Origin of the sequence: Nonomuraea sp. NPDC049750 (genome assembly GCF_040659625.1) — a bacterium.
Classification (GTDB): Bacteria; Actinomycetota; Actinomycetes; order Streptosporangiales; family Streptosporangiaceae; genus Nonomuraea.
On sequence record NZ_JBFANB010000038.1, the window covers coordinates 57,046 to 77,799 of the forward strand.

19 protein-coding genes are annotated in these 20,754 nt (G+C 70.9%); 4 read left to right on the forward strand and 15 right to left on the reverse strand.

From position 1 onward, the window contains the following. Window positions 1–40: 40 nt before the first annotated feature. Complete coding sequence (locus tag AB0J16_RS51550; RefSeq protein WP_358554059.1) at window positions 41–1,102, forward strand: acyltransferase; 1,062 nt, start codon at window positions 41–43, stop codon at window positions 1,100–1,102. Here AB0J16_RS51550 and AB0J16_RS51555 read toward each other — a convergent pair. From AB0J16_RS51555 to AB0J16_RS51575, 5 genes are read right to left on the reverse strand one after another with little or no spacing between them, the layout of a single operon-like run. Then, window positions 1,099–1,974 carry a Gfo/Idh/MocA family oxidoreductase gene (locus AB0J16_RS51555; protein ID WP_358554062.1) on the reverse strand — a complete coding sequence of 292 codons (876 nt, stop codon included), beginning with the start codon at window positions 1,972–1,974 and terminating at the stop codon, window positions 1,099–1,101. The two genes, AB0J16_RS51550 and AB0J16_RS51555, sit on opposite strands and share 4 nt — an antisense overlap. Beyond that, a complete protein-coding gene (locus tag AB0J16_RS51560; protein ID WP_358554065.1) occupies window positions 1,971–3,275 on the reverse strand; it encodes a hypothetical protein in 1,305 nt (434 codons plus the stop codon). Before AB0J16_RS51560 ends, AB0J16_RS51555 begins: the two co-directional genes overlap by 4 nt. A gap of 11 nt (window positions 3,276–3,286) precedes the next feature. Further along, window positions 3,287–4,579, reverse strand: a complete 1,293-nt coding sequence (locus AB0J16_RS51565) for a hypothetical protein (protein WP_358554068.1) — start codon at window positions 4,577–4,579, stop codon at window positions 3,287–3,289. A gap of 40 nt (window positions 4,580–4,619) precedes the next feature. Next, window positions 4,620–6,719 (reverse strand): glycosyltransferase, encoded by a 2,100-nt coding sequence (locus tag AB0J16_RS51570; RefSeq protein WP_358554071.1) that lies wholly within the window; start codon window positions 6,717–6,719, stop codon window positions 4,620–4,622. Window positions 6,720–6,741: 22 nt separating this feature from the next. Next, a complete protein-coding gene (locus AB0J16_RS51575) occupies window positions 6,742–7,563 on the reverse strand; it encodes a WecB/TagA/CpsF family glycosyltransferase (protein WP_358554074.1) in 822 nt (273 codons plus the stop codon). Window positions 7,564–7,670: 107 nt separating this feature from the next. Between AB0J16_RS51575 and rfbC the strand changes: the two genes are divergently transcribed. Further along, the gene (gene rfbC / locus AB0J16_RS51580) at window positions 7,671–8,216 is read left to right on the forward strand and encodes a dTDP-4-dehydrorhamnose 3,5-epimerase (protein WP_358554077.1); all 546 of its coding nucleotides are present in this window, start codon (window positions 7,671–7,673) and stop codon (window positions 8,214–8,216) included. On the opposite strand, the gene AB0J16_RS51585 is transcribed toward rfbC, so the two are convergent. Beyond that, window positions 8,155–9,558, reverse strand: a complete 1,404-nt coding sequence (locus AB0J16_RS51585) for an O-antigen ligase family protein (protein ID WP_358554193.1) — start codon at window positions 9,556–9,558, stop codon at window positions 8,155–8,157. The genes rfbC and AB0J16_RS51585 overlap by 62 nt on opposite strands. A gap of 2 nt (window positions 9,559–9,560) precedes the next feature. Further along, entirely contained in the window at window positions 9,561–10,286 is a 726-nt protein-coding gene (locus AB0J16_RS51590; protein WP_358554080.1) for a hypothetical protein, read from the reverse strand. A gap of 107 nt (window positions 10,287–10,393) precedes the next feature. Between AB0J16_RS51590 and AB0J16_RS51595 the strand changes: the two genes are divergently transcribed. Beyond that, entirely contained in the window at window positions 10,394–11,290 is an 897-nt protein-coding gene (locus AB0J16_RS51595) for a DUF6492 family protein (protein ID WP_358554083.1), read from the forward strand. Between the two features lie 62 nt (window positions 11,291–11,352). On the opposite strand, the gene AB0J16_RS51600 is transcribed toward AB0J16_RS51595, so the two are convergent. After that, entirely contained in the window at window positions 11,353–12,159 is an 807-nt protein-coding gene (locus tag AB0J16_RS51600) for a hypothetical protein (RefSeq protein ID WP_358554086.1), read from the reverse strand. 278 nt (window positions 12,160–12,437) lie between these two features. Between AB0J16_RS51600 and AB0J16_RS51605 the strand changes: the two genes are divergently transcribed. After that, the gene (locus AB0J16_RS51605) at window positions 12,438–13,406 is read left to right on the forward strand and encodes a glycosyltransferase family 2 protein (protein ID WP_358554089.1); all 969 of its coding nucleotides are present in this window, start codon (window positions 12,438–12,440) and stop codon (window positions 13,404–13,406) included. On the opposite strand, the gene AB0J16_RS51610 is transcribed toward AB0J16_RS51605, so the two are convergent. From AB0J16_RS51610 to AB0J16_RS51640, 7 genes are read right to left on the reverse strand one after another with little or no spacing between them, the layout of a single operon-like run. Further along, window positions 13,375–14,838, reverse strand: coding sequence for an oligosaccharide flippase family protein (locus AB0J16_RS51610; RefSeq protein ID WP_358554092.1), 1,464 nt, complete (start codon window positions 14,836–14,838; stop codon window positions 13,375–13,377). The two genes, AB0J16_RS51605 and AB0J16_RS51610, sit on opposite strands and share 32 nt — an antisense overlap. Next, window positions 14,831–15,802 (reverse strand): hypothetical protein, encoded by a 972-nt coding sequence (locus tag AB0J16_RS51615; RefSeq protein WP_358554095.1) that lies wholly within the window; start codon window positions 15,800–15,802, stop codon window positions 14,831–14,833. The genes AB0J16_RS51610 and AB0J16_RS51615 overlap by 8 nt, the downstream gene beginning before the upstream one ends. After that, window positions 15,799–17,082, reverse strand: coding sequence for a DUF4910 domain-containing protein (locus AB0J16_RS51620; RefSeq protein WP_358554098.1), 1,284 nt, complete (start codon window positions 17,080–17,082; stop codon window positions 15,799–15,801). The genes AB0J16_RS51615 and AB0J16_RS51620 overlap by 4 nt, the downstream gene beginning before the upstream one ends. Beyond that, entirely contained in the window at window positions 17,079–18,101 is a 1,023-nt protein-coding gene (locus tag AB0J16_RS51625; protein ID WP_358554101.1) for an SDR family oxidoreductase, read from the reverse strand. The genes AB0J16_RS51620 and AB0J16_RS51625 overlap by 4 nt, the downstream gene beginning before the upstream one ends. 6 nt (window positions 18,102–18,107) lie before the next feature. Continuing rightward, on the reverse strand, window positions 18,108–18,758 hold the full coding sequence (locus AB0J16_RS51630; RefSeq protein WP_358554104.1) for a PIG-L family deacetylase: 651 nt from the start codon (window positions 18,756–18,758) through the stop codon (window positions 18,108–18,110). Further along, a complete protein-coding gene (locus tag AB0J16_RS51635) occupies window positions 18,755–19,528 on the reverse strand; it encodes a sugar phosphate nucleotidyltransferase (RefSeq protein ID WP_358554107.1) in 774 nt (257 codons plus the stop codon). The genes AB0J16_RS51630 and AB0J16_RS51635 overlap by 4 nt, the downstream gene beginning before the upstream one ends. After that, complete coding sequence (locus tag AB0J16_RS51640) at window positions 19,525–20,742, reverse strand: class I SAM-dependent methyltransferase (protein WP_358554110.1); 1,218 nt, start codon at window positions 20,740–20,742, stop codon at window positions 19,525–19,527. The genes AB0J16_RS51635 and AB0J16_RS51640 overlap by 4 nt, the downstream gene beginning before the upstream one ends. Window positions 20,743–20,754 lie beyond the last annotated feature (12 nt).

Consider the following 20,754-nt stretch of genomic DNA (forward strand, 5'->3'; position numbering starts at 1 on the left):
ATACACCTCCGATGCATCGGACTCGCGGGGGAGCTGCGGAGTGGCCGAAGCGCAAAACGGGCCTGGTCAATCCCGGCTGAACGCCTTCAACCTGCTGCGCCTCCTGGGCGCGCTCGCGGTCATCGTCGAGCACAGCTGGGTGCTGACCGGACACGGGACACCCCTGACCCCGGACAGCGGGATAGGGGTCGGCGGCATAGGCGTCGGGGTCTTCTTCCTCATCAGCGGCTACCTGATCAGCACGAGCTGGCTGTCCGACCCGTCGGTACGCCGCTACACGCTCCGCCGGGCGCTGCGCATCTATCCCGCGTACGCGCTCGTCGTCGTCGCCACCGCCCTGCTACTCGGGCCCCTGGTGAGCGCGCTGCCCGCCGCCTCCTACTTCTCCGGCACCGGCGCCTGGAGCTACATCGCCAGAGGGCTGCTCATCCAGCCGGTGAGCTACGCGCTGCCGGGCGTCTTCCAGGGGCTCCCCTATCCGGGCGCGGTGAACGGGTCGCTCTGGACGATCTGGGTGGAGGTGCTCTGCTACGTCGGCGTGGCGGTCATGGGCCTGCTGGGGCTGCTGCGCCGCCGGACGGTCCTGGTCGGGCTGGTGCTGCTCGCGCTCGCCGCCGCCTCGGTCATCCACCTCACCGGCTACTCCGGTCCGCTCATCCCCCTGGTCGTGTCGGCGTACGCCGCGCAGCCCGTGGCGTTCTTCGCGCTCGGCATGCTGATCCGGGAGCTGCGGTGGGTCCCGCCGCTGTGGCTGACGGTCCCCGTGGTGCTCGCGTGGTGGCTGCTGTGGGGCACACCGGTGGCCAATCTGGGGGCGATCGCGGCGGTCACCTGCCTCACGTTCCTCATCGCCTTCCGCGCGCCGGCGTGGCTGCATCGGCCCACCGGCTCCTACGACCTGTCGTACGGGACTTACCTGCTGGCCTTCCCCGCCCAGCAGGTGCTGGTCCAGTACGGGCTCCGGGCGCCCGCGCTCGTGTTGCTGGCCACGGTCGGCATCGTGCTGCCGCTGGCCGCGCTCAGCTGGCGGCTGGTCGAACGGCCCGCACTGCGCCTGCGGCAGCGCAAGCCCGTCCCGGTCCCGGTCCCGGAGCCCTCTTAGTGAGGCTCCGCCTGCGCCAGGAGCCGTTGCAGGTGCAGGCCCCGGTGCACGTCGATCTCGTGTGAGCGGCCGATCCGTACGGCGGTGGCGAACTCGGAGCGCAGGGTCGCCCTGGTCTCCGTCGAGTCCTCCGGCAGCTGTTGGGAGTCGAGCACCAGCGTGCCCTCCGGGCCGTACAGCTCATAGCGGGTCCGGCGGCGCTGCGGGACCCGGCCGCAGATCGTCAGCTGGCTGATCACGTCGTTCTCGTGCAGGCAGGTCAGCGCCAGGAAGCCGGACCGGTTACCGGCCGGCCTGACCTCCGTGATGCGGCCCAGCGCCGCGTCGAGCAGGTCCAGGCCGTGCGGTCCGGTGTTGTACAGCACGCCCGCGCGGGAGCGCCACGGGCTGTCGGCGAAGGTGTCGTCCAGGAATTCGCCGGTGAGCTGCATGGCGCGGGCGCCGATGGCCGGGAAGTCGCGGGCCCGCTTGAGGAACTCGCGTACGGCGGGACGGTAGCGGTTGGTCAGCACGAGTTGCGTGGCCACGCCGGTGGCGTCGACCTCATCGGCGAGCGCCCGCGCGTCGCGTACGGTCAGCGCGATCGGCTTCTCCAGCAGCAGCGCCCGGCCCTGACGCGCCGCCTGGACGGCCATAGTCGCCTGGACGTCGGGCGGGACGGCGAAGACCACGGCCTCGCACCGCTCCAGCAGCCGCTCGTAGGAGGTGAAGGCGGGCACGCCGAACCGCTCGGCCAGCGCCTGGGCGGCCGGGGCGCGCCTGCTCCAGACGCCCGCCAGCCGGGTCTCGGGCCCGGCGGCGAAGACGGGGGCGTGGAAGTCGCGCGCCCAGGGCCCGGCGCCGACCAGGCCCACGTTCACCGGCGCGCTCATGCCGTGACCTTGTAGACGTGGTAGGTGTTCTCCCGCTCGAAGGTGTCGGTGAAGCCGCCGTCCTTCACGGGGAGCGTCCTGTTCTCGAACAGGACCTCCACACTGGAGGCCGAGTCCAGCGCCTTGGGCAGCTTCAGCGTCTGCCGCCCCGGCTTGACGCCCGCCTTGGGCATGGCGAAGACGTAGGAGGAGCCGTCGAGGTCCTTGAGCATGGTGTCGAGTCCCGGCGCGAAGGTGTGGACGTAGGACTGGGTGTTCAGGACAGGCGCGAGCGTGCGGATCCGCCGGTTCAGCTCCGTCACGGCGGTCCGCGTCGCCTGGGCGCACGGCTCGCGCAGCACGTGCTGGCTCGGGCAGGGCCCGGCGAAGCTGTGGTTGAAGTAGATGACGCCGCGCGCCTCGTGGATGAGGGAGTTCATCACCGCGCCGGCCAGCTCGTCGCCGGTGATCGCGCGCAGGCCGTTCGAACCCGGCCAGCCGAGCTCCACGAACGCGTAGATCGGCTGCCTCTTGCCGTCCAGGGCGTCGAGCTTCCTGCCCCGGTCGACGACCATGCCGTAGTTGGCGGCCCGCGGGCACCGGTCGGTCGGCAGCTTGATGAAGTTCTCGGCCTCCGGGCAGATGCCGGTGTCGGTGTACCAGTACACGTCGGTGGACATGACGTCGGTGTAGCTGTTGACGAACTTCTTCGCCTCGTCGTCGGACTCCCACATGGCGATGCCCTTGCCGTAGTTGGCGTAGTGCAGGCGGCCGTCGTTCTTGGGCAGTTTGTCCTTCAGGGTGCGCATCGCCGTGTAGCCGCAGGGCGGCTTGTCGGGCAGGCACACCTGGCCTTCCCCGCCGTACTTGCCGCTCCAGACGCCGTCACCCGGCCCGGCGAACATGTCGGGCTCGTCGGCGATCATCCAGCCGACCGTCTCGCTGCCCGAGCCCGCCAGGGGCTTGCTGGTGATCGCCGACATCCCGTTGGCGCGGATCAGTCCCATATTGCTGTTGGCCGTCAGCTCGACGTAGGTGTTGAGCCCGGCCTCCTTGTCCATCCGCACGTCGCGTTCCTCGACGACGGACTCGAACCAGACCCCGATGGGGAAGAACGATGGAGCGGTCCAGCCCGCGGCGGCCGGGGCGCTGAACTTGGCGTAATAGGCCGGGCCGCCGTCCCAGGGGACGCGCGGCAGGCCGAGGTCGTCACGGGTCGACTTGGCCCGCGCGAAGACCCAGCCCACGGCGATCACCAGCAGGGCGGTGGCCGCGATGAGCAAAATCCGCCTGGCCGTTCTGTTCGTCGTTCGAGAAGTCATTGCCCTCCCAGCTACGGGGCGATCCGGTAGACGTGATAGCTGTGCTCCGCGTCAAAGGTCTCGGTGAAGTGTCCCTCCCTGTCGACCGGGATGGACCGGTCTTCGAAGATCTCCTCGATGTGGCCCGCCGCCGAAAGATCGCTGGGTACGGTCAGCACGCGCGGCCCCGGAGCCTGGCCCCGGCCGAGCATCGCGAACAGGTAGTAGGCGCCGTCGTGGCGCTTCAGCATGGTGTCCAGCTCGGGCGCGAAGTCGTAGGCGTACGACTGGGTGTTGAGCACCGGTGCGAGCCGGGCGTTCCGGCGGTCGAGCTCGGCGACCCCGCGCCTGACCGCCTTCCCGCAGGCACGGCGGAGCACGTTGTCCACCTTGCAGGCGGGGTCCGTGCCGTGCGCGTCGTAGACGATCCCCCTGGCTCCGTGGATCAGGGCGCTCATCGCCGCGCCGCCCACCTGCTCGGGGGTGAGGCCGGAGAGCGAGATGATCGCGTACACCGGCTGCCGGCGGCCGTCGGCGGCGTCCAAGGTGCGCAGCCGTTCGACGGTCGCGCCGTAGTTGGCCGCCAGGCGGCACTGGGCCGCCGGGAGCTGCAGCCACCGGGTGGCCTCGGCGCAGACGTTGGGGTCGCCGTACCAGGAGACGTCGGCCGCGACCACGTCCGAGTAGCCGTTGACGAACTTGGCGGCCAGCGCCTCCTCCTCCCAGTAGGCCACGCCCTTGCCGAAGGAGGCGTAACGCAGCCGCTCGCCCTTGGGCAGGCGCTCGGCGAGGGTGCGCATGACGGTGTAGCCGCAGGTGACGAGTACGGGGACGCAGACGGGTTTGGTAGTGAAGCCGCGGGCGCCCGTCCAGCGCCCGTTGCCCGGCCCCGCCCACACGTCGGCCTTGTCGGCGATCAGCCAGCCCACGGTCTCGGCACCCGCGCCGGGCAGCGGGCGGCTGGTCAGCGCGGCCATGCCGGACTTCCTGAGCAGCTCAGGGCGGCTGCCGTCGGCCAGTTCGACGTAAGTATTGATGCCCGCCGCCCGGTCCAGCGCGACCTCCCGGCCGGTCCGCGCCGAGGCGAACCAGAGCCCCACGGGGAAGAAGCCGGGACGGGTCCAGCCCGCCCCGACGGCCGCCGCCGAGCCCTGGTAGGCGGCGGGACCGCCTTCCCAGGGCAGCGCCCGCAAGGTCATCGACAGCGCGGGCAGCGTGCTCGCGACCGGCTTCGGCGGGACGGACCGCAGCCACAGCCCGCCCCCGACGGCCACCGTCGCGGCGGTGAGCAATGCCGCCCACCGCGTGACTGTCAGTATCCTCACGCGATCCTTCTTCACGCCAACGCTCTTCACGCCAACGCTCTCAACGCCGTGCGTCGGGTGTCTGCTCAGCCAGCGCCATGAGGTCGGCCGCCCGCGCCGACCAAGAGGCGCCCGCCAGCGAGCCGCGCAGCCGCTCCGGCGACTGCGGGCCGCCCTCGGCCAGGCAGACGCGGATGGCCTCGATGAACTGCTCGGGGGTGGTCGCGGTCCTGACGCGGTCGGCGTAGTGGGCCAGCTCGTCGAACTCGGTGCTGACCACGGGCAGGCCGAGCGCCAGGAACTCCTTCAGCTTGATCGGGTTCGCGTGCTTGATCCACTCGTTGTCCAGCCACGGCATGATCGCCACGTCGAAGCCCGAGCCGTAGGCGGGGATCACCGAATAGGGGCGCAGACCCAGCCAGTGCACGTTGGGGTGCTTGGTGAGCCGTTCGATCTGCCCGTTCGCGTCGCCGACGAGCACGAGCGACGCCTCGGGCAGGCCGAGCGCGACCCGTTCCAGCAGGTCGAAGTCCACCACGAAGTCGTCCAGGGCGCCGAAGAAGCCGATCCTGGGCCCCGGTACGGCCCGCAGGTCGGCGGGCTGCCGATCGGCCGGTACGCGGCTGAAGTGCTCCAGGTCGACCCCGTGGTCGAGGAAGCGGGCCCGCGCGCCCGCGAGCGGGCGTTCCTCGGCCATGAGTCCTCGGCTGGCGTACACCACGTGGTCGGCACGTTCCAGAAGGTCACGTTCGAGGGTCTCGATCGTCCTCGTGTCGGACTCGGGGAAGGCGGAGTGGCGGTCCGAGCGGTTGAAGATCAGCGCGCGGCGGCGCATCGGGCGTACCACGTCCCAGGCGGTGGGGATGGTCACCACGATCACCGGCACCTTCAGGCCCAGCCACCCGCAGACCGCCCGTACCTGTGTCCTGACCAGCCAGGCGTTCAGCCCGCGGCCCAGGCGCGAGCCGTACAGGGGGAGCGGGAGCGGCGACATCACCCACAGGTTCGGCTCCACCCGCCGGACGAACTTGGCCACGCTGCGCAGCTTCCTGGCGATGCGCCGCAGCACGAAGGTGGAGCGGCCGGGCAGCGGCATCCGCATGCCGATGCTGTTGACGATCAGCACCTTGCGCGACCCCGCGAGGTGGCGCATGAGCTGGAAGTCGGAGTGGGCCCGGTTGTGGTACCACCAGTCCTGGGCGGAGAAGCAGACGTAGGCGGGCGGCGATAACGGGCGGCCGCCCGGCGGCGTGGGCCACTCGGCCATCGTCGCGAGTTCGCGCAACGCCGCCCGGTGCCGCTCCCCCGCTCGCCGGCCACGGGTGACGGCGCGCAGGGCCTCGTTCAGGGCGACCGCCAGGCGCATGAGCAGCGCGCGGGGCCTGCCGTACCGCTGCCGGTGCAGCCGCACCCGGTTGGCGGCGGCGAGGGTCCACAGCGGGGCGGAGTTGGCCTGCTCGCCGCCGAGGTGGACGGTCACCGCATTTGGCTCGTAGCGGATCGAGAAGCCGTGGTCGCGGATCTTGAGCATGTACTCGGTCTCCTCCGAGTACAGGAAGTAGCGCTCGTCGAGCGGTCCCACCGCGTCCAGGCACTCGCGCGAGACCAGCCAGGCGGCGCCCGTCGCCCAGTCGGGCGTGCCCGGCCGCTCGTAGACGCGCGGGTCGACGACGAGCTCGCCCAGCGGCGCGTGGCGGCCCGCTCTGAGCCCGCCGAGCAGCGCCTCTCCCACGGCCCGAAGGACCGTGGGGCGTCGGCGCAGGGACAGCTGCAGCACGCCGTCGGCGCCCAGCAGCCGGGGCACCGCGATGCCCGTGCCGGGCACGGCCAGCGCCTCGCGCAGCAGGCGCACCGAGTCGGGTTTGAGCCGGATGTCGGCGTTGAGGATGAGGACGTCACAGCCGGGGGCGGCGGCGATGCCCGCGTTGACGCCCGCCGAGAACCCGCCGTTGCGGCCGGTCTCGACCAACTCGACGGGCACTCCGGTCGCGAGCACCCGCTCCACCGTGTCGTCGGGGGAGTCGTTGTCCACGACGATGATCCGGGCCGGCTCCCCTTCGCTCAGCACGGCGTCCAGGGAGCGCAGGCACTCCTCGATGACCTGACCGCTCTGGTAGGTGACGATCACGATGGCAAGCGGCGACCGCTCGGGAACAGTCATCAGGCAGACCAATCTGTGGGGATCAGGAGCGCCGGCCCGCGGCCAGCCGGTGCCACGCGGCCCCGGCCAGCAGCCTGAGCGCGAAGGGCAGGTCGTCACGTAGGTACCGGCGGACGAGTCGACGGGGTTCGAGGGCGAGCCTGAACAGCCACTCGCCGCCCACCCGCTGGATCCCGCCCGGAGCGCGCCGGAACTGCCCGGCGGCCATCGGGATGGCGGCGCCGCAGCCGATGTACCAGGCGTGCGGGAGCTCGGGGCGGAGCGCGGCTATGACGCGTTCCTGCTTGGGAAAGCCCAGGCCCACGAAGACGAGGTCGGGCGCGGCCGCGCGGACCTTCTCCACGGTCTCCCCCATCCCGCCGGCCAGCCGCTCGAAGCCGAAGGGCGGCGCGTATACTCCGGCCACCCGCAACCCGGGATAACGCCGGACCAATGCCTCACCGGCGGCCTCCGCGACCCCCGGCTCGCCGCCGAGCAGGAACACCGACCGCCCCTCGCGGGCGGCGACCTCGCTGAGGGTGAAGATCAGGGAGGCCCCGGTGACGCGGTCGGATACGCGCAGTCCGCTGAGCCGGGCCGCCCACACCACCGGCATGCCGTCCGCGACCACGAGCTCGGCGCCCGCCACGAGCTCGGCGAGCTCAGGGTCACGGGTGGCGGCGCGGACGATGTCCACGTTGGCGGTCACGATCATGCCGCCCAGACCGTCCTGCCAGGCTCGCGCGAGGTGCTCGGCGACCTGCGGCTCGGTGATGGCGTCGATCCCGACGGCGCCCACCCGCGCGCGCTGCGCGAAGGGTAAGGCGCGGTTCTTTGGACCGTTCTCATCCGACGAGTGGTCCATCGGAATGCCGCACCCCCCGTCTGCCGACTCACCCTTTGGACATCGGTATCGGGCTATATCCGTTACACGGTGGCCGACCGGAGGAGACACCCGCCAGGATGGGGTCCATGAGAGTCGAGCAAGGCGCGCTCGCGGGGACGCTGCTGTTCGTCCCGAGCCCGCACAGTGACGAGCGCGGCCTGTTCACCAGGACGTTCGACGCCGAGATCGCGGCCGAGCACGGCCTGGACCCCGCGGCGTTCGTCCAGGACAGCCAGTCCCGCACGGTCAAGGGCGCCATCAGGGCCATGCACGGCCGCTCCGGCCGGGGCGAGGCCAAGCTCGTCAGGTGCGCGCGCGGCGCGGTGTACGACGTCCTCGTGGACGCCCGGCCCGGCTCGCCCACCTTCGGCGAGCGGATGTCGGTGGTCCTCGACGACGAGACGTTCATCCACCTGTACGTGCCGCCCGGCCTGCTCCACGGCTACCAGGCACTGAGCGACGCCGACGTCTGCTACCGGATCGACCGGCCGCACGACCCGACCGAGGACATCTCCGTCCGCTACGACGACCCCGACCTGGCGATCGACTGGCCGCTCCCGGTCTCGGCGATCAGCGCGCGGGATCTGGCGGCCGGCTCGTGGAAAGAGGCGCGGCGGCGGCTGGAGGGCTGACCTGGCGGCGCGGGGGCTCTTTCAGCGTCCCCGCGCCCGGAAGCCCGGCCTCGCGGCGCGCGACCCGCATCAACGCCCCGGCCAGGCCGATGAGCAGGAACGACAGCGCGGTGGCCGTGCTGAAGGAGTTCAGGTCGAACGTGGCCGAGCCCACCACCGGCACGATCAGGCAGGCGGCCAGCGTCAGCCCGAGGTCGCGGGTGCGGTCGTCCTGGCTGATGCTCCTGACGCGAACGGCCGACCACATCCCGACGACGAACAGGCCGACGAACGCCAGCACGCCGATCGCGCCGCCCTGCACGGCCGTCAGCAGATACTGGTTGTCGAAGACCGGATGGTGCGGCGGGAACCAGGTGCCGTTGCCCCGGCCCAGCAGGGGATGCTGAGAGAACTCCGAGATCGCCGTGGTGTAGTCGTTGGTCCGCCACCGCAGGCTCTCGTCGTTGTCCAGGTTGGTGAACAGCCCGGCGATCGCGCCGATCAGGCCGGGCACGAGCAGCTTCATGACGACCAGGAAACCGGCGAGCGCGACGGCCGCCCTGACGCGCCGGGCGTTGGGCCAGCCGAGGAACAGCACCGCCCCGGAGGCGGCCAGGCCCAGGACCGTCGAGCGTGAGGCGGAGAAGGCCATCCCGCAGGCGATCAGCGCCACCACGGTCCACCAGCGCCGCTGCGGCTCACCGTGTTCGCGCGCGCCGAAGGCATAGTGAAGGGCGACCGGCAGCACCATCGCGGACACGACGCCGAACTCGATGGGGTGCCCCGCGGTCGAGGCCACCCGGTTGAGCCCGTTGCGCTCCAGGATCGTCACTTCCACCGCCCGCAGGCGGCTGCCGGGGATCTGCATGTACTGGGTGACGTCGAACGACAGCAGGAACTGGATCGCGCCGACCACTCCCATGATGGCGCCGACCACCACCAGCGTCTTCAGCACCAGGTCGAGCCGCTCGCGGCTGGGCACGCCGTCCACGCCGATCAGCGCGATGCCCACCATCGCCACCGCGATGACCAGCACGTGGTCGGACAGGTCCTGCTCGTAGGAGGGCAGCCACCCGGCGGAGGCGTAGGCGTAGGTCGCGAGGAAGGCGAGCGCGTAGAAGTAGATCGCGTAGCGCACCGCCGACGGCCCCTTGGCCGCGCCGAGCGTGCTGGTGAGGTGCGCGCAGAACCACCAGACGGCGGCGAACAGCCCGATGGCCTCCGCGTAGGTGAGGTCGAACGGCAGGCCGCCGATCACCTGACGGGCGGGCACCAGCATGAGGACCACGGTGAAGATCGCGCACAGGGTCGCGGCGTCGGCCCGGTGGGGCACCGGCCGGACGATGGACCGCTCGATGGCCACGTTCAACGCTGCAACACCGCTTCCTCGGTCCGGACGTCCGCCTCGGGCGCCGGTCGCGGCCCGTCCCGCTCGTCCCTCCTGCGCCGCAGCCCGGTCATGACGCTCTCGGCGCAGAAGGAGGCGCCGAGCGCGGCGGCCACGCCCAGCGCGAACACGGCCGCGGCGCTGCGGATCTTGCCGCCGCGCTCCGGCTGCGGGTCGGTCGGGGAGACCATCTCGTTCAGGTTGATGTACGTCTCCGGCGGGGCCTTCAGCACCTCCTGGCGGCGTTTCAGCTCGACCTTGGCCCGCTCGGCCACCCTGACCACGATCGCCCGCGCGTCCTGGGGCGCCAGGCTCTTGCCCTCGATGACCACGAAGGGCGCGCTGATGAGCAGTTCGGGATTGGGGTGGCCGTTGTTGACCTTGTAGGTGGTCTTGCCGTCCGGCCGGATGCCCATCTGGCCGGCCACCTCCGTGGTGTTGAGGATCTGCACCAGGATCGAGGCCGACATGTTCAGCCCGCCGTCGAAGTTGAGCAGCGGGTTGATGATCGGGTTGGGGTTCTTGGGGTTCGGCGGCCGATACGACCCGCTCGGCGGCACCGTGAGCACCATGACCGTCGTCGAGGAGTACTGGACGGGGATCTGGGTGTAGACGCCGTATGCGGCGGCGAGCGTCAGCAGGAACGCGGGAGCCGCGATATACCAGCGACGCAGGAGGACGATGATCGCGCTCCAGAAGTCCAACACAGCCCCCCAGGCATGTTCCAGCCGTACGTCAAAGCATCGGCGAGGCTGCGACCAGCGTTACTTATCACGTGTAACGTGCCAAAGCTTCACGCCGATGAGGGTGAGTGACCAAGCCCATGGCCTCGCTGGCCGTCGTCACCCCCAGCTATGGACCCGACGCGGATCAGTTCGCCGATCTGCACCGCTCCGTACTGGAGTACACCCCCGAAGACACCGTCCACCACGTCTTCGTGCCGCGCGCCGACCGGCGTCTGTTCGCCGCCCACGAAGGGCCCCGCTGCCGGGTCAGGACCGTGGGAGAGCTGCTGCCGAAGCGCTACGTCAAGGTGCCCCGAGTGGGCATGTGGGTCAACGCCCTGCGTCCCTGGCCGCCCGTACGCGGCTGGGTGATGCAGCAGATCGTCAAGCTGGCGGCCACGGCGGCGATGGACGCGGACGTGGTCCTGGTGGCCGACTCCGATGTGGTGCTCGTCCGGCCGACGACGGCCCAGCGCTCCCTGGTCGGCGGCCGGCCGCTGCTGCACCGGCTGGAGGACGGGGTGCACCCGCTCATGACGCGGCACGTGCTGTGGCACCAGGTCGCCCGCGAGCTGCTCAAACTGCCGCCGGCGCCCGAGCCGCCGCTGCCCGACTACATGAGCCCGCTCACCTTCTGGGACCCCGCCATCGTGCGCGGGCTCCAGCGGCGGCTCACCGAGAACACCGGCCGGCACTGGGCCGACGCCTTCGGCTCCCGGCTGCACGTGTCGGAGTTCATGCTCTACGGCCTGTTCGTGGACGAGGTGCTCAGCGCGCCGGACGGGCGTCCGCCGTCGGACACCGGCCTGTGCCACAAGACTCCCGACGAGTCGCCGATGGATCTGCCGACCGCCCTGGCCTTCGCCGATCGCCTCGGGGACGGGGCGATCGGCATGATGATCTCCGCCAAGTCGGGCACCCCGCGAGAGGTGCGGCAGGCGGCCATCGAGCGCTGCGCCGAGGTCGCCAACCGCGTTGCCTAGCCCTGAGCGCCGCGCCGAGGCGGGTTCCCCAGCCCCGAGCGCCGCGCCAGGGGCCGGGTTCCCTAACCCGCGCGGCCGTCCTGGTCGGGCTTTCGCTGGTCGGGGGCGATTCCCAGGAACTCACCGTTGATCCGGGCGAACTCCTCCGTCGGGGGGCCGTCGCTGTCGCGGTCCGCAGACGGGTCGTCGTCGGATCCTCCGGAAGGCATGACCGTTGAGCGGCCATTAAGGGGCTTCGCCGCTTCCGGTTCGGCGGCGGGTTCGGGTACGTCCGCTTCGCCCTCGGCCGGCTCCGCCGGGGCGGTACGGCCACGGACGCGGCGGATCCACATCAGGTAGGCGGCGCCGAAGCCGAAGAGCAGGGCGACGACCAGCACCTCCACGGCCAGCTGGATCTTGCCCCCGCCGTCGTACGCGACCGGGATCAGCGCCACGTTGTTGACCGCGATGAACGTGCTCTTAGGCGCGCCCAGCGAGGTCTGGTAGCTGGTCAGCTCCTCATGCAGGCGCCGCTCGGCCCGCTCGAGGATGCCCTTCGCCGTCTCCGCCGTCCGGCTCACGACCTTGATGTGGATGAACGGGCCCTGCGTCACGACGCCCAGCAGGTCGGCGTTCGACCGGCCGTCGTCGATGACGATCTCGGTGCTGCCGTTCTCCTCGATCCCGAGCTTGCGCAGCTCGTCCTTGCTGTTGAGCGCGAGGATGAGGATGCCCGCGACCGTCCGCAGCCCGTCGTTGTACTGCAGCAGCGGATTGGTCAGGCCGACCGGCTTGGTGGGATCCATCGACAGGGTGCCACCGGACGGCGGCGCGGTCAGGATCAGCGACGACTCGGTCTCGTAACGCGGTGACCCCACGAAGAACGCCACCAACGCCAGGACGAGGGCGAGGGCGATGATGGGAGGTCCAACACGCTTGTTTCGGATAAGGCCTAACAGATCGTTCCAAAAAGCCATATTTACCCGCCCAAGCCCCCGCCAATATGGGCCAATGCCTGGCCATAAAAAATGGTACAGATTGCTTATCGTGACCGGCCGAGTCGATGTTACGAATCACCGGACCTGGTTGCCGTTCGCCCTACTTCGCGAGAACATCGGCGCGACCGTACCTCAGCCTCACCTCAGCTTCCGCTAGAAGGGCTGCCCGGATGACGTCCAGATCACCCAATGTACGCTCCTCCGCCTCACTCGTCGGCCGCGCCGAACCGCCCATCGGGGTCGGCATGCCCGTCTACAACGGCGAGCCGTACCTGGAGGGCGCCCTGCGCTCGGTCCTGTCCCAGAAGGGGGTCGACTTCGAGCTGGTGATCGCCGACAACTGCTCGACGGACGGCACCGAGGAGCTCTGCCGCGAGCTGGCCAGGACCGATCCTCGCGTCCGCTACTTGCGGCGCGAGCGCAACGTCGGCATCACGGCCAACCACAACAAGGTCGTCCACGAGACCCGCGGCGAGTTCTTCTCCTACGCCACCTCCGACGACGAGTACCACGAGGACCGCCTGGCCCTGCTCTCGGCGGCGCTGCGCCGCCACCCGGCGGCGGCGGCGGCCGTCTCGGGCGTCGAGGAGATCGACGAGACCGGACAGACCATCGGCACCTGGCGCGACACCGCCCCCACCGACCAGCCCGACCCGGTGACGCGCCTGCGCCACCGGCTGGACAACTACGACGAGACCATGCACTTCTACGGGCTCATGCGCAGGGACACGCTGCTGCGGGCCCGGCCGCTGGAGGCCATCCTGCCCGCCGACCGGGTGATGATCTCGGGCCTGGCGCTGCTCGGGCCGCTGGTCGTGGTGGACGAGCTGCTGCTGCGGCACCGCAACCACCCGGGCAGCAACAGCCAGGTCAACCACGCGCGGGCCTTCCGCGCCCGCGAGATGCCCGGAGACCAGCGCTTCTTCCTGCCCAACGTGGAGGAGGGCCGCGCGCTGCTGCGGGTCATCAGGAACGCTCCATTGACCCGCGGCCAGCGGCTGCGCGCCTACGCGGCGCTGCGGCCCTGGCTGCGGCGCAACGCCGTGCCCATGGCCCGCAACGTCGCCCACTCGGCCATCGACGTGGCCCGCGGCCTGCGGGGGCCGCTCAGCTCGTCACCACCTCGCGAATCTTCCTGATCCGCTCCCGCGAGAGCCCGGTCACCACGTACACGATCAGCCCGGCTCCTCCGGCGGCGCAGAGCCGGACGAAGTCGAAGGCGCCCTCGGTCAGCCTGGACACCAGCCAGGCGGTCAGGCCGGCCAGCAGGCCGCCGAGGAGCAGCCGGAGGATGCCGGGCAGGACCGGTCCGAGCACGACGCCCGAGCGGCGCAGTTGCAGCGCCGTCACGGGCAGGGCGATCAGCAGCGCGACGGCCGCGTGCGCGATCGCCACGCCCCGGATGCCGTCCAGCCGGGCGCCGGCGTACAGGGCGGGCAGGAGCGCCAGGGCCCAGCTCAGGTTCATCCACACGACGAGCCTGGTCGCGCCGAGCGAGGTCAGGATGTCGAAGGCCAGCGCGGTGAGCATCCGCACCACCATCAGCGCCATGAGGAAGGACAGCGCCTGGGCGGCGGACAGCCACCGCTCGCCGTACAGGAAGGGCACGACCAGGGGCGCCAGCACGCCGAACAGGACCGCGACCGGCAGCACCAGCGTGATCAGCATCGGCACGAGCTGCTGGACGCGCGCGGAGAACGCCTCCGGGCGCTCCTCGGCGACCCGCGAGAAGCCGGGCAGCGTGACGTGGCGCAGGGCCTCGCCGACCAGTCCCGGCACCCAGCTCGACACGTTCAGCGCGATCATGTAGAAGCCGAGCGTGGTCGCGCCCAGCAGCCGGCCGATGATGATGGCGTCGGCGTTGAGCACCAGCGCCTCGATGGCCAGGCTGACCGCCAGGGGCACGCCGAAGCCCAGCAGCTTGCGGGCGATGGCCCGATCGAAGCCCAGCCGCAGCGGCATCTTGGCCCAGATGAAGACCAGGATGCCGCTCACCAGGGAGTTGGCGACCGCGCCGATGACGAAGCTGTAGACGCCCGCGCCCATGACCGCCAGCGTGATCGCCACCGGCACCTGGACGGCGATGCCCGCCATGTTCGCCTTGGCTATCTTGTCCTGCTGGAAGCCACGGAGCATGACCGCGCTGCGTACGTTGACGAACCCGTCGATCACGATGATCACGGTGAGCAGCCGCACCACCGGCGTGGCGGAGACGTTGCCCGCCAGGCCGGTGAAGTAGGGCGCCGCCACCCAGAACACGGCGTAGATGGCCACGCTGAGGGTGAGGACGACGGTGGTCGCGGTGACCACCATGTCCTCCAGCTTGCCCCGCCACTGCACGACGGCCGCGACGATGCCGGCGTCGTTGATGTAGAAGAGGAACTGGTTGGCGGCCAGCGCGACCGCGTACAACCCGAAGTCCTCCGGGGCGAGCAGGCGGGCCAGCACGAGGCTCAGGGTGAAGGTGGCCACCTTCGACCCGCCCCGCGCCAGCAGCCCCCAACGCAGTCCCCTGCCCGCCGATCCGGCCCGATGATCGCTGACGGGCTCGCTCACTACCGGTTCACTCACTGTCCGGCACCCGTTCGAGCCAGATCTCGCGCCAGAAGGGGAAGAACTCGCGGGGGCAGTTCAGCGAGTGGACGCCCTCGCACACCACGTCCTGCAGCACGATGCAGGGCGTCTTCATCTCCAGCATCCGTCCCGTGGGCTCGTCGATGCAGCGGTCCACCCGGGCGCGGACCCGCGCGGTGCGGCCGCAGTGGCGGGCCAGCTCGGCGTCGAAGTTCATGCCGCGGTTGGACAGGTCCTCGTTGACGGTGGCCAGGATCTCCTGCTTGGACCGTACGCGGACCAGCTCGCCCGGCTGGAGGTCGAGCGTCTGAACCGGCGTGCGGCCCCTGACCTCGCCCTTCATCGTGCCCCACGGCCGGCCGCCCTTGATGCGCAGCGCGCGGGGCAGCTTTCTCCTGGTCAGGTGCTGGAACCGGTTGTACAGCCCGATCCCGGTGGCCTTCAGGGTCCTGAGCACGCCGACGTTCCGCGTCCGTACGTCGGCCACGAACTGCCCCAGATCGGCCATCGGCAGCGGTACGGGCGCCGCTCGCAGCAGCTCGGTCGCCTGGCAGGAGTAGCGTTCGGTGCCGTCCTCGCCCGGCGGCTTGCGGCTGTTGATCTCCAGCAGCGGCAGCAGCCGGGAGTCCGGCACGGCGTTCGGGGGCAGCTCGTCCGCCGCGACGCGCTTGATCCACGCCTGTTTCCAGTACATGGAGCAGGCCGTCTGGCAGCCGCCGTGCGCCGAGCCGTCGCACCGCGCGCCGAGCAGGTGCACGGCGCTGTCCATGCGCCGCAGACCCGTCTTGGTCAGCGTGTCGCACAGCTTGTGCGCCACCTTGTGCACGGTGAGGCGCTGGCCGCAGAACTTCAGCATCTCCGGCATGAACGGCAGTCCGTCCAGCTCACCGCGCTCGTCCAGCGTGGCCAGGATCTCGGCCTCGCTGCGGATCTCCACCAGGTCGCCGACCCGCAAGCTCATGGTTTCCATTCCCTCACCAGTTCCGCGTCTTCGAGGCTCCCCGCCGCTTCGGCCACCGCATGGAACGGCAGGCCGGCCCGTTCGGCGATGTCCAGCAGCGAGTGCGTGCCGTCCGAGAGGTTCAGCACCCAGAGCATGGCCATCTGGGCCTGCTTGGTGTCGCTCCTGCCGCCCAGCGCCCCGTACAGGCCGCGCCGGCCCAGCTGCGGCTCGCCGTAGGGGCTGAGGTTCTCCAGGCGCCGGTCTCCCTCCAGCACCCGGGTCACCTCCCAGCAGGTCTCCAGGGTGTCCTCCATCGACTCGGGCAGGACGAACGCCGGGTCGTCGCCCGAGGTGTGGTACTCCGGATAGCCCGCGTACGTCGATCTGGTCAGGCAGCCGACGGGCAGGTCGAACCCGGGCGAGCAGTACTGCCGCTCGTCGTAGCCGTACGGGGAGAAGTCGAGCGTGCGGTGCGGGCGCCCGGAGGAGCCCAGCACGTGCCCCACCGCCCGGTCGATCTCCGTGTCGCCGCGCCTGCTCCGCTTGTACGTGAGCGCGCCGCCGTCCCCCGCGCACGCGAGGACCAGCCCGTGCCTGACCCGCTCGACCGCGTCCCGGTTGCGGGCCAGCCAGGTGATCGACCCGATCGTGCCGGGCGCGAACAGGAAGCGGTAGGTGTAGCGCGGCGACGCCGCCGCCAGCCGCCGGGCCAGCTGGACGGCCACCGCGATGCCCGCCAGGTTGTCGTTGGCCAGCGACGGGTGGCAGGTGTGGCAGGAGATCAGCACTTCTTCGTCCGTCCGGCCGGGCACGACGTGCTCGGCGTACGTGAGGTGGCCGTCCGCCAGCGTGGCGTCCACCACGACCTCGTACTCGCCCTCCCGGAGGCCCTCCAGCGTCTCGTGGCGCAGGCAGAACCCCCAGTCCTCGGCGTAGTAACTGGTCCGGTACGGGATGAGCCCCGGCTGGTCCGGGAGCGTGTGCAGGTGGCCGCGGAGCTCGGCCAGCGGCATCCGGGCCGACACCGGCACGCTGTAGCCGACCACGTGCAGGTTGGACTCGGCGAAGTCGACGACCTTGGCGCCCGTGGGGTCCTTGATGTAGGCGTCGCGGATGTTCCACTCTTTGGGCACGTTCCAGTCGAGCACCTGCGTGCCGGTGGGCACCTCGTGCACGTTCAGCGCGAGGTGCTCGCCGACGATCTCCAGGGTGCGGCGGACGCCGTCTCCCGTGATGCTCCGGCACAGCGGGTAGAGACGCTCCACCAGCTGGTGCATCTCCTTTCCGAGGCCGGTCACGAGGGCATCAGCCGCTCGTCGACCGTCCCCGCGGCCTGCCGGTCCGAGAGGCGGGCCAGGCGGGTGAAGCGGCGCTCGAAGCCCTCCCTGGTCAGCCCGTGCCGCCGGTAGGCGTCGATGAGTTCGAGCGCGCCCTCCTTCACCGAGCGGCGCGCCTCGTATCCGGGCAGCGCGGCGCGGATCCGCGAGAAGTCCACCCGGTAGGAGCGCGGATCGGCGCCCGTCTCCCCCGTGATGGCCAGCGTGGCGCCGGGCACCGCCTCCACCACGGTCGCCGCGATCCCGGCCACGGTGACGTTGTTCTGCTCGGTGCCCACGTTGAACGCCTCGGCGTGTACGGCCTCGCGCGGCGCGACCAGGGCGGCGGCGAACGCGTCCGCGATGTCCAGCGCGTGCACCAGGGGCCGCCACGGCGTGCCGTCGGACAGCACGCGTACCTCGCCGGACAGATGCGCGTGCCCCACCAGGTTGTTGAGCACGATGTCCGCGCGCAGCCGGGGCGAGAAGCCGAAGGCCGTGGCGTTGCGCAGGAAGACCGGCGTGAAGTCGGCGTCGGCCAGCTTCAGCACCTCGTCCTCCACCCGCACCTTGGATTCGGCGTAGGGGGTCACGGGACGCAGGGGCGCCTCCTCCGTGACCAGGTCGTCCCCGCCGGCGGCTCCGTAGACCGAGCAGGTGGAGGCGTACAGGAAGCGCCGCACCCCCGCCTCGCGGGCCAGCCGGGCCAGCCGTACGGAGGCGTGGTAGTTGATGTCGTAGGTCAGCTCGGGTGCCAGCGAGCCGAGCGGGTCGTTGGACAGGGCGGCCAGGTGCACGACCGCGTCGAATCCGGCCAGCGCCTCGGCCGGGACCTCGCGCAGGTCCACGGCGAGCCCGTGGGGGTCCTGGGGCCGCGGCCCGAGGACGCAGTCGGCGAACAGCCCCGAGTCGAGGCCGGTCACCTCGTGCCCCGCTGCGGCGAGTACGGGGGACATGACGGTGCCCAGGTAGCCCTGGTGTCCGGTCAGCAGTACACGCATATCCGGCTAGTCTCCTGCGAGGTCGAGGGTCAGTTTGCGGGTGTGGAAGGCTTCGGCGTACCTGTCGCCGCACTCGATGCCGCGGATGCGGGCGAGCCCGAGGAAGGCTTCGTCGTCGAACCAGGAACGCCGCAGTTGCGAGGGGTAGTGCCGCCGCAGCAGGGCGACCTTCTCCGCCGCCACCTCCGGCCGCAGCGGCTGGTAGGCGGCGGGGCGCCCGAGGTCGCCGTCCCACTTGACGATCTCGTAGCCGAGCGTCAGGTGGTCGCGGAAGGCCGTGGGTACGAGCTCGGCCAGGCCCCGGTGGTCCTGGTGGGCGTCTCCCGGATGCGGGCCGAGGATCAGGTCGGGATCGGTCCTGGCCCGCAGCAGCTCAAGCGCCTCCTTGGCCTGCTCCCAGTGCGCGGGCAGCCGGCCGTCGGGCAGCTTGAGCACGGTCAGCCGCAGGTCGGCCCCGGGGCAGAAAGCGGTGAGCGCCGCGTGCTCCTCGTCCTCCCGCTCGGTGCCACCGCCGGACAGGACCAGCGCGTCGACCTGGAGCCCTGGCCGGCCCGCGCAGAGGGTGAGCAGCGTGCCGCCCGCCCCGATCGCGATGTCGTCGCAGTGCGCGCCCAGCGCGACGATCCGGCCCAACCGGGCGGCCGTCAGGCGGATCATGCCTCCCACAGCGCCCAGGGCCTGTCGCCGCGCGAGTACGCCTCGTCCAGCTCGATCCGCTGGTTGACGGTGTCGGTCGGCCGCCAGTAGCCGCGGTGCCGGTAGGTCATGAGCCGCCCCCGTTTGGTCAGCTCCACACAGCCATCCCCCACCAGATCCCCATTTTCCGGAATGTGATCGAAAATTTCCTGACGGAGCACGAAATATCCGCCGTTGACCCAGATCGGCATCTGGGTGACCGGCGCGATGTCCCTCGCCAGCCCGTCGTCGTCGATGTCGATGCAGTGGAAGGTGCCGGGCGGCGGCACGACCATCATGGACGCCCCCACGTCGGCGGCCGTGAAGCGGTCGATGATCTCCGGCAGCGGCGCGTCGGTGAGCACGTCGGCGTAGTTGGCCAGGAACACCTCCTCGCCGTCCAGATGGTCGCGGACTCGGCGCAACCGCTCGCCGATCGGCGACTGGACGCCGGTCTGCACGAAGGAGATCGACCAGTCCGAGATGTCCTGCGACAGCAGCTCCACGTCGCCGCCGCGCAGCCGGAAGTCGTTGGAGGCGGTCTCCTTGTAATCCAGGAAGAACTCCGTGATGTGCTGGGCGCCGTAACCGAGACAGAGGATGAACTCGGTGTGCCCGAAGTGCGCGTAATAGCGCATCACATGCCAGATGAGCGGCCGGGGACCGACGAGTTGCATGGGCTTGGGTACCTCGCCAGGCGCCCCGGTGCGCATCCGCGTGCCGTACCCACCGCAGAAGAGCACGACCTTCATGGCACGATCTCCAGACTCGGGATGGGAAAGACCAGCTGCCCGCCCCACTCGCGGACATAGGAGAGCTGTTCGGTGAGTTCCTCTCGCAGGTTCCACGGCAGCACCAGGACGTAGTCCGGCCGGTCCTCGGCCAGGCGCTCGGGCGGCAGGATGGGGATCCGGGTGCCCGGCGTGAACCTGCCGTGCTTGTACGGATTGCGGTCCACCGTGTACGCCAGCAGGTCCTCGCGGATCCCACAGTGGTTGAGCAGCGTGTTGCCCTTCCCTGGAGCGCCGTAGCCGGCCACGGTCTTGCCCGCCTCGGCCGCGTCGATGAGGAAGCGGAGCAGGTCGCGCCTGACCTTGGCCACCCGGGCGGCGAACTCCGCGTACCCGGCCAGCTCGTCGAGCCCGGCCCCCTTCTCCCTGGCCAGCACGTCGGCCACCCGCTCGCTGGGCTCGCCGCCCGCCTCCTCGGGCCGGGCCCAGAGCCGGATCGAGCCGCCGTGCGTCGGCAGCAGCTCCACGTCGACCAGCGCCAGGCCACCGGTGGCCAGGGCCCGCCGCGCGGAGGCGACCGTGTAGTACTGGAAGTGCTCGTGGTAGATCGTGTCGTACTGGTTCAGCTCCACGAGCGTGAGCAGGTGCTGCACCTCGATGGAGACCCATCCGTCGTCGGCGACGAGCGCGCGCAGCCCTCGGGTGAAGCCGACGACGTCGGGGATGTGCGCGTACACGTTGTTGGCCACGACCAGGTCGGCGGGCCCGTGCTCGGCGCGCACCGCCGCCCCGGTCCCCGGGTCGAGGAAGGCCGTGAGCGTGGCGATGCCCTTGTCCCTGGCCGCCTGGCCCACGTTGGCCGAGGGCTCGATGCCCAGGCAGCGCACCCCTCGTTCCGCCACGTGCCGCAGCAGGTAGCCGTCATTGCTGGCCACCTCGACCACGAAGCCCGGCGCGAACCGGTCCACGGCCGCCGCCACGAACTCCCGGGCGTGCTCCACCCAGGAGGTGGAGAAGGAGGAGAAGTACGCGTACTCCGTGAACGTCTCCTCCGGCTGGATCAGCGGCGGTATCTGGGCGAGCCAGCAGCTCGTGCAGACCCGCAGGTGCAGGGGGTAGGTGGGCTCGGGCTCGTCGAGCCGCTCCCTGGTGAGGAACAGCTCGCAGGGCGGCGTGGCACCGAGGTCGACCACGCTCGCCAGTTCGCCCGAGCCGCAGAGCCGGCAGACGGTCACCGGCCTCGGCCT

Coding starts and splice junctions, on each gene's coding strand:
- AB0J16_RS51625 (WP_358554101.1), bottom strand. CDS start 18,101: ATGCGTGTACTGCTGACCGGACACCAGGGCTACCTGGGCACCGTCATG.
- AB0J16_RS51605 (WP_358554089.1), top strand. CDS start 12,438: ATGACGTCCAGATCACCCAATGTACGCTCCTCCGCCTCACTCGTCGGC.
- rfbC (WP_358554077.1), top strand. CDS start 7,671: ATGAGAGTCGAGCAAGGCGCGCTCGCGGGGACGCTGCTGTTCGTCCCG.
- AB0J16_RS51555 (WP_358554062.1), bottom strand. CDS start 1,974: ATGAGCGCGCCGGTGAACGTGGGCCTGGTCGGCGCCGGGCCCTGGGCG.
- AB0J16_RS51615 (WP_358554095.1), bottom strand. CDS start 15,802: ATGAGCTTGCGGGTCGGCGACCTGGTGGAGATCCGCAGCGAGGCCGAG.
- AB0J16_RS51630 (WP_358554104.1), bottom strand. CDS start 18,758: ATGATCCGCCTGACGGCCGCCCGGTTGGGCCGGATCGTCGCGCTGGGC.
- AB0J16_RS51575 (WP_358554074.1), bottom strand. CDS start 7,563: ATGGACCACTCGTCGGATGAGAACGGTCCAAAGAACCGCGCCTTACCC.
- AB0J16_RS51635 (WP_358554107.1), bottom strand. CDS start 19,528: ATGAAGGTCGTGCTCTTCTGCGGTGGGTACGGCACGCGGATGCGCACC.
- AB0J16_RS51560 (WP_358554065.1), bottom strand. CDS start 3,275: ATGACTTCTCGAACGACGAACAGAACGGCCAGGCGGATTTTGCTCATC.
- AB0J16_RS51570 (WP_358554071.1), bottom strand. CDS start 6,719: ATGACTGTTCCCGAGCGGTCGCCGCTTGCCATCGTGATCGTCACCTAC.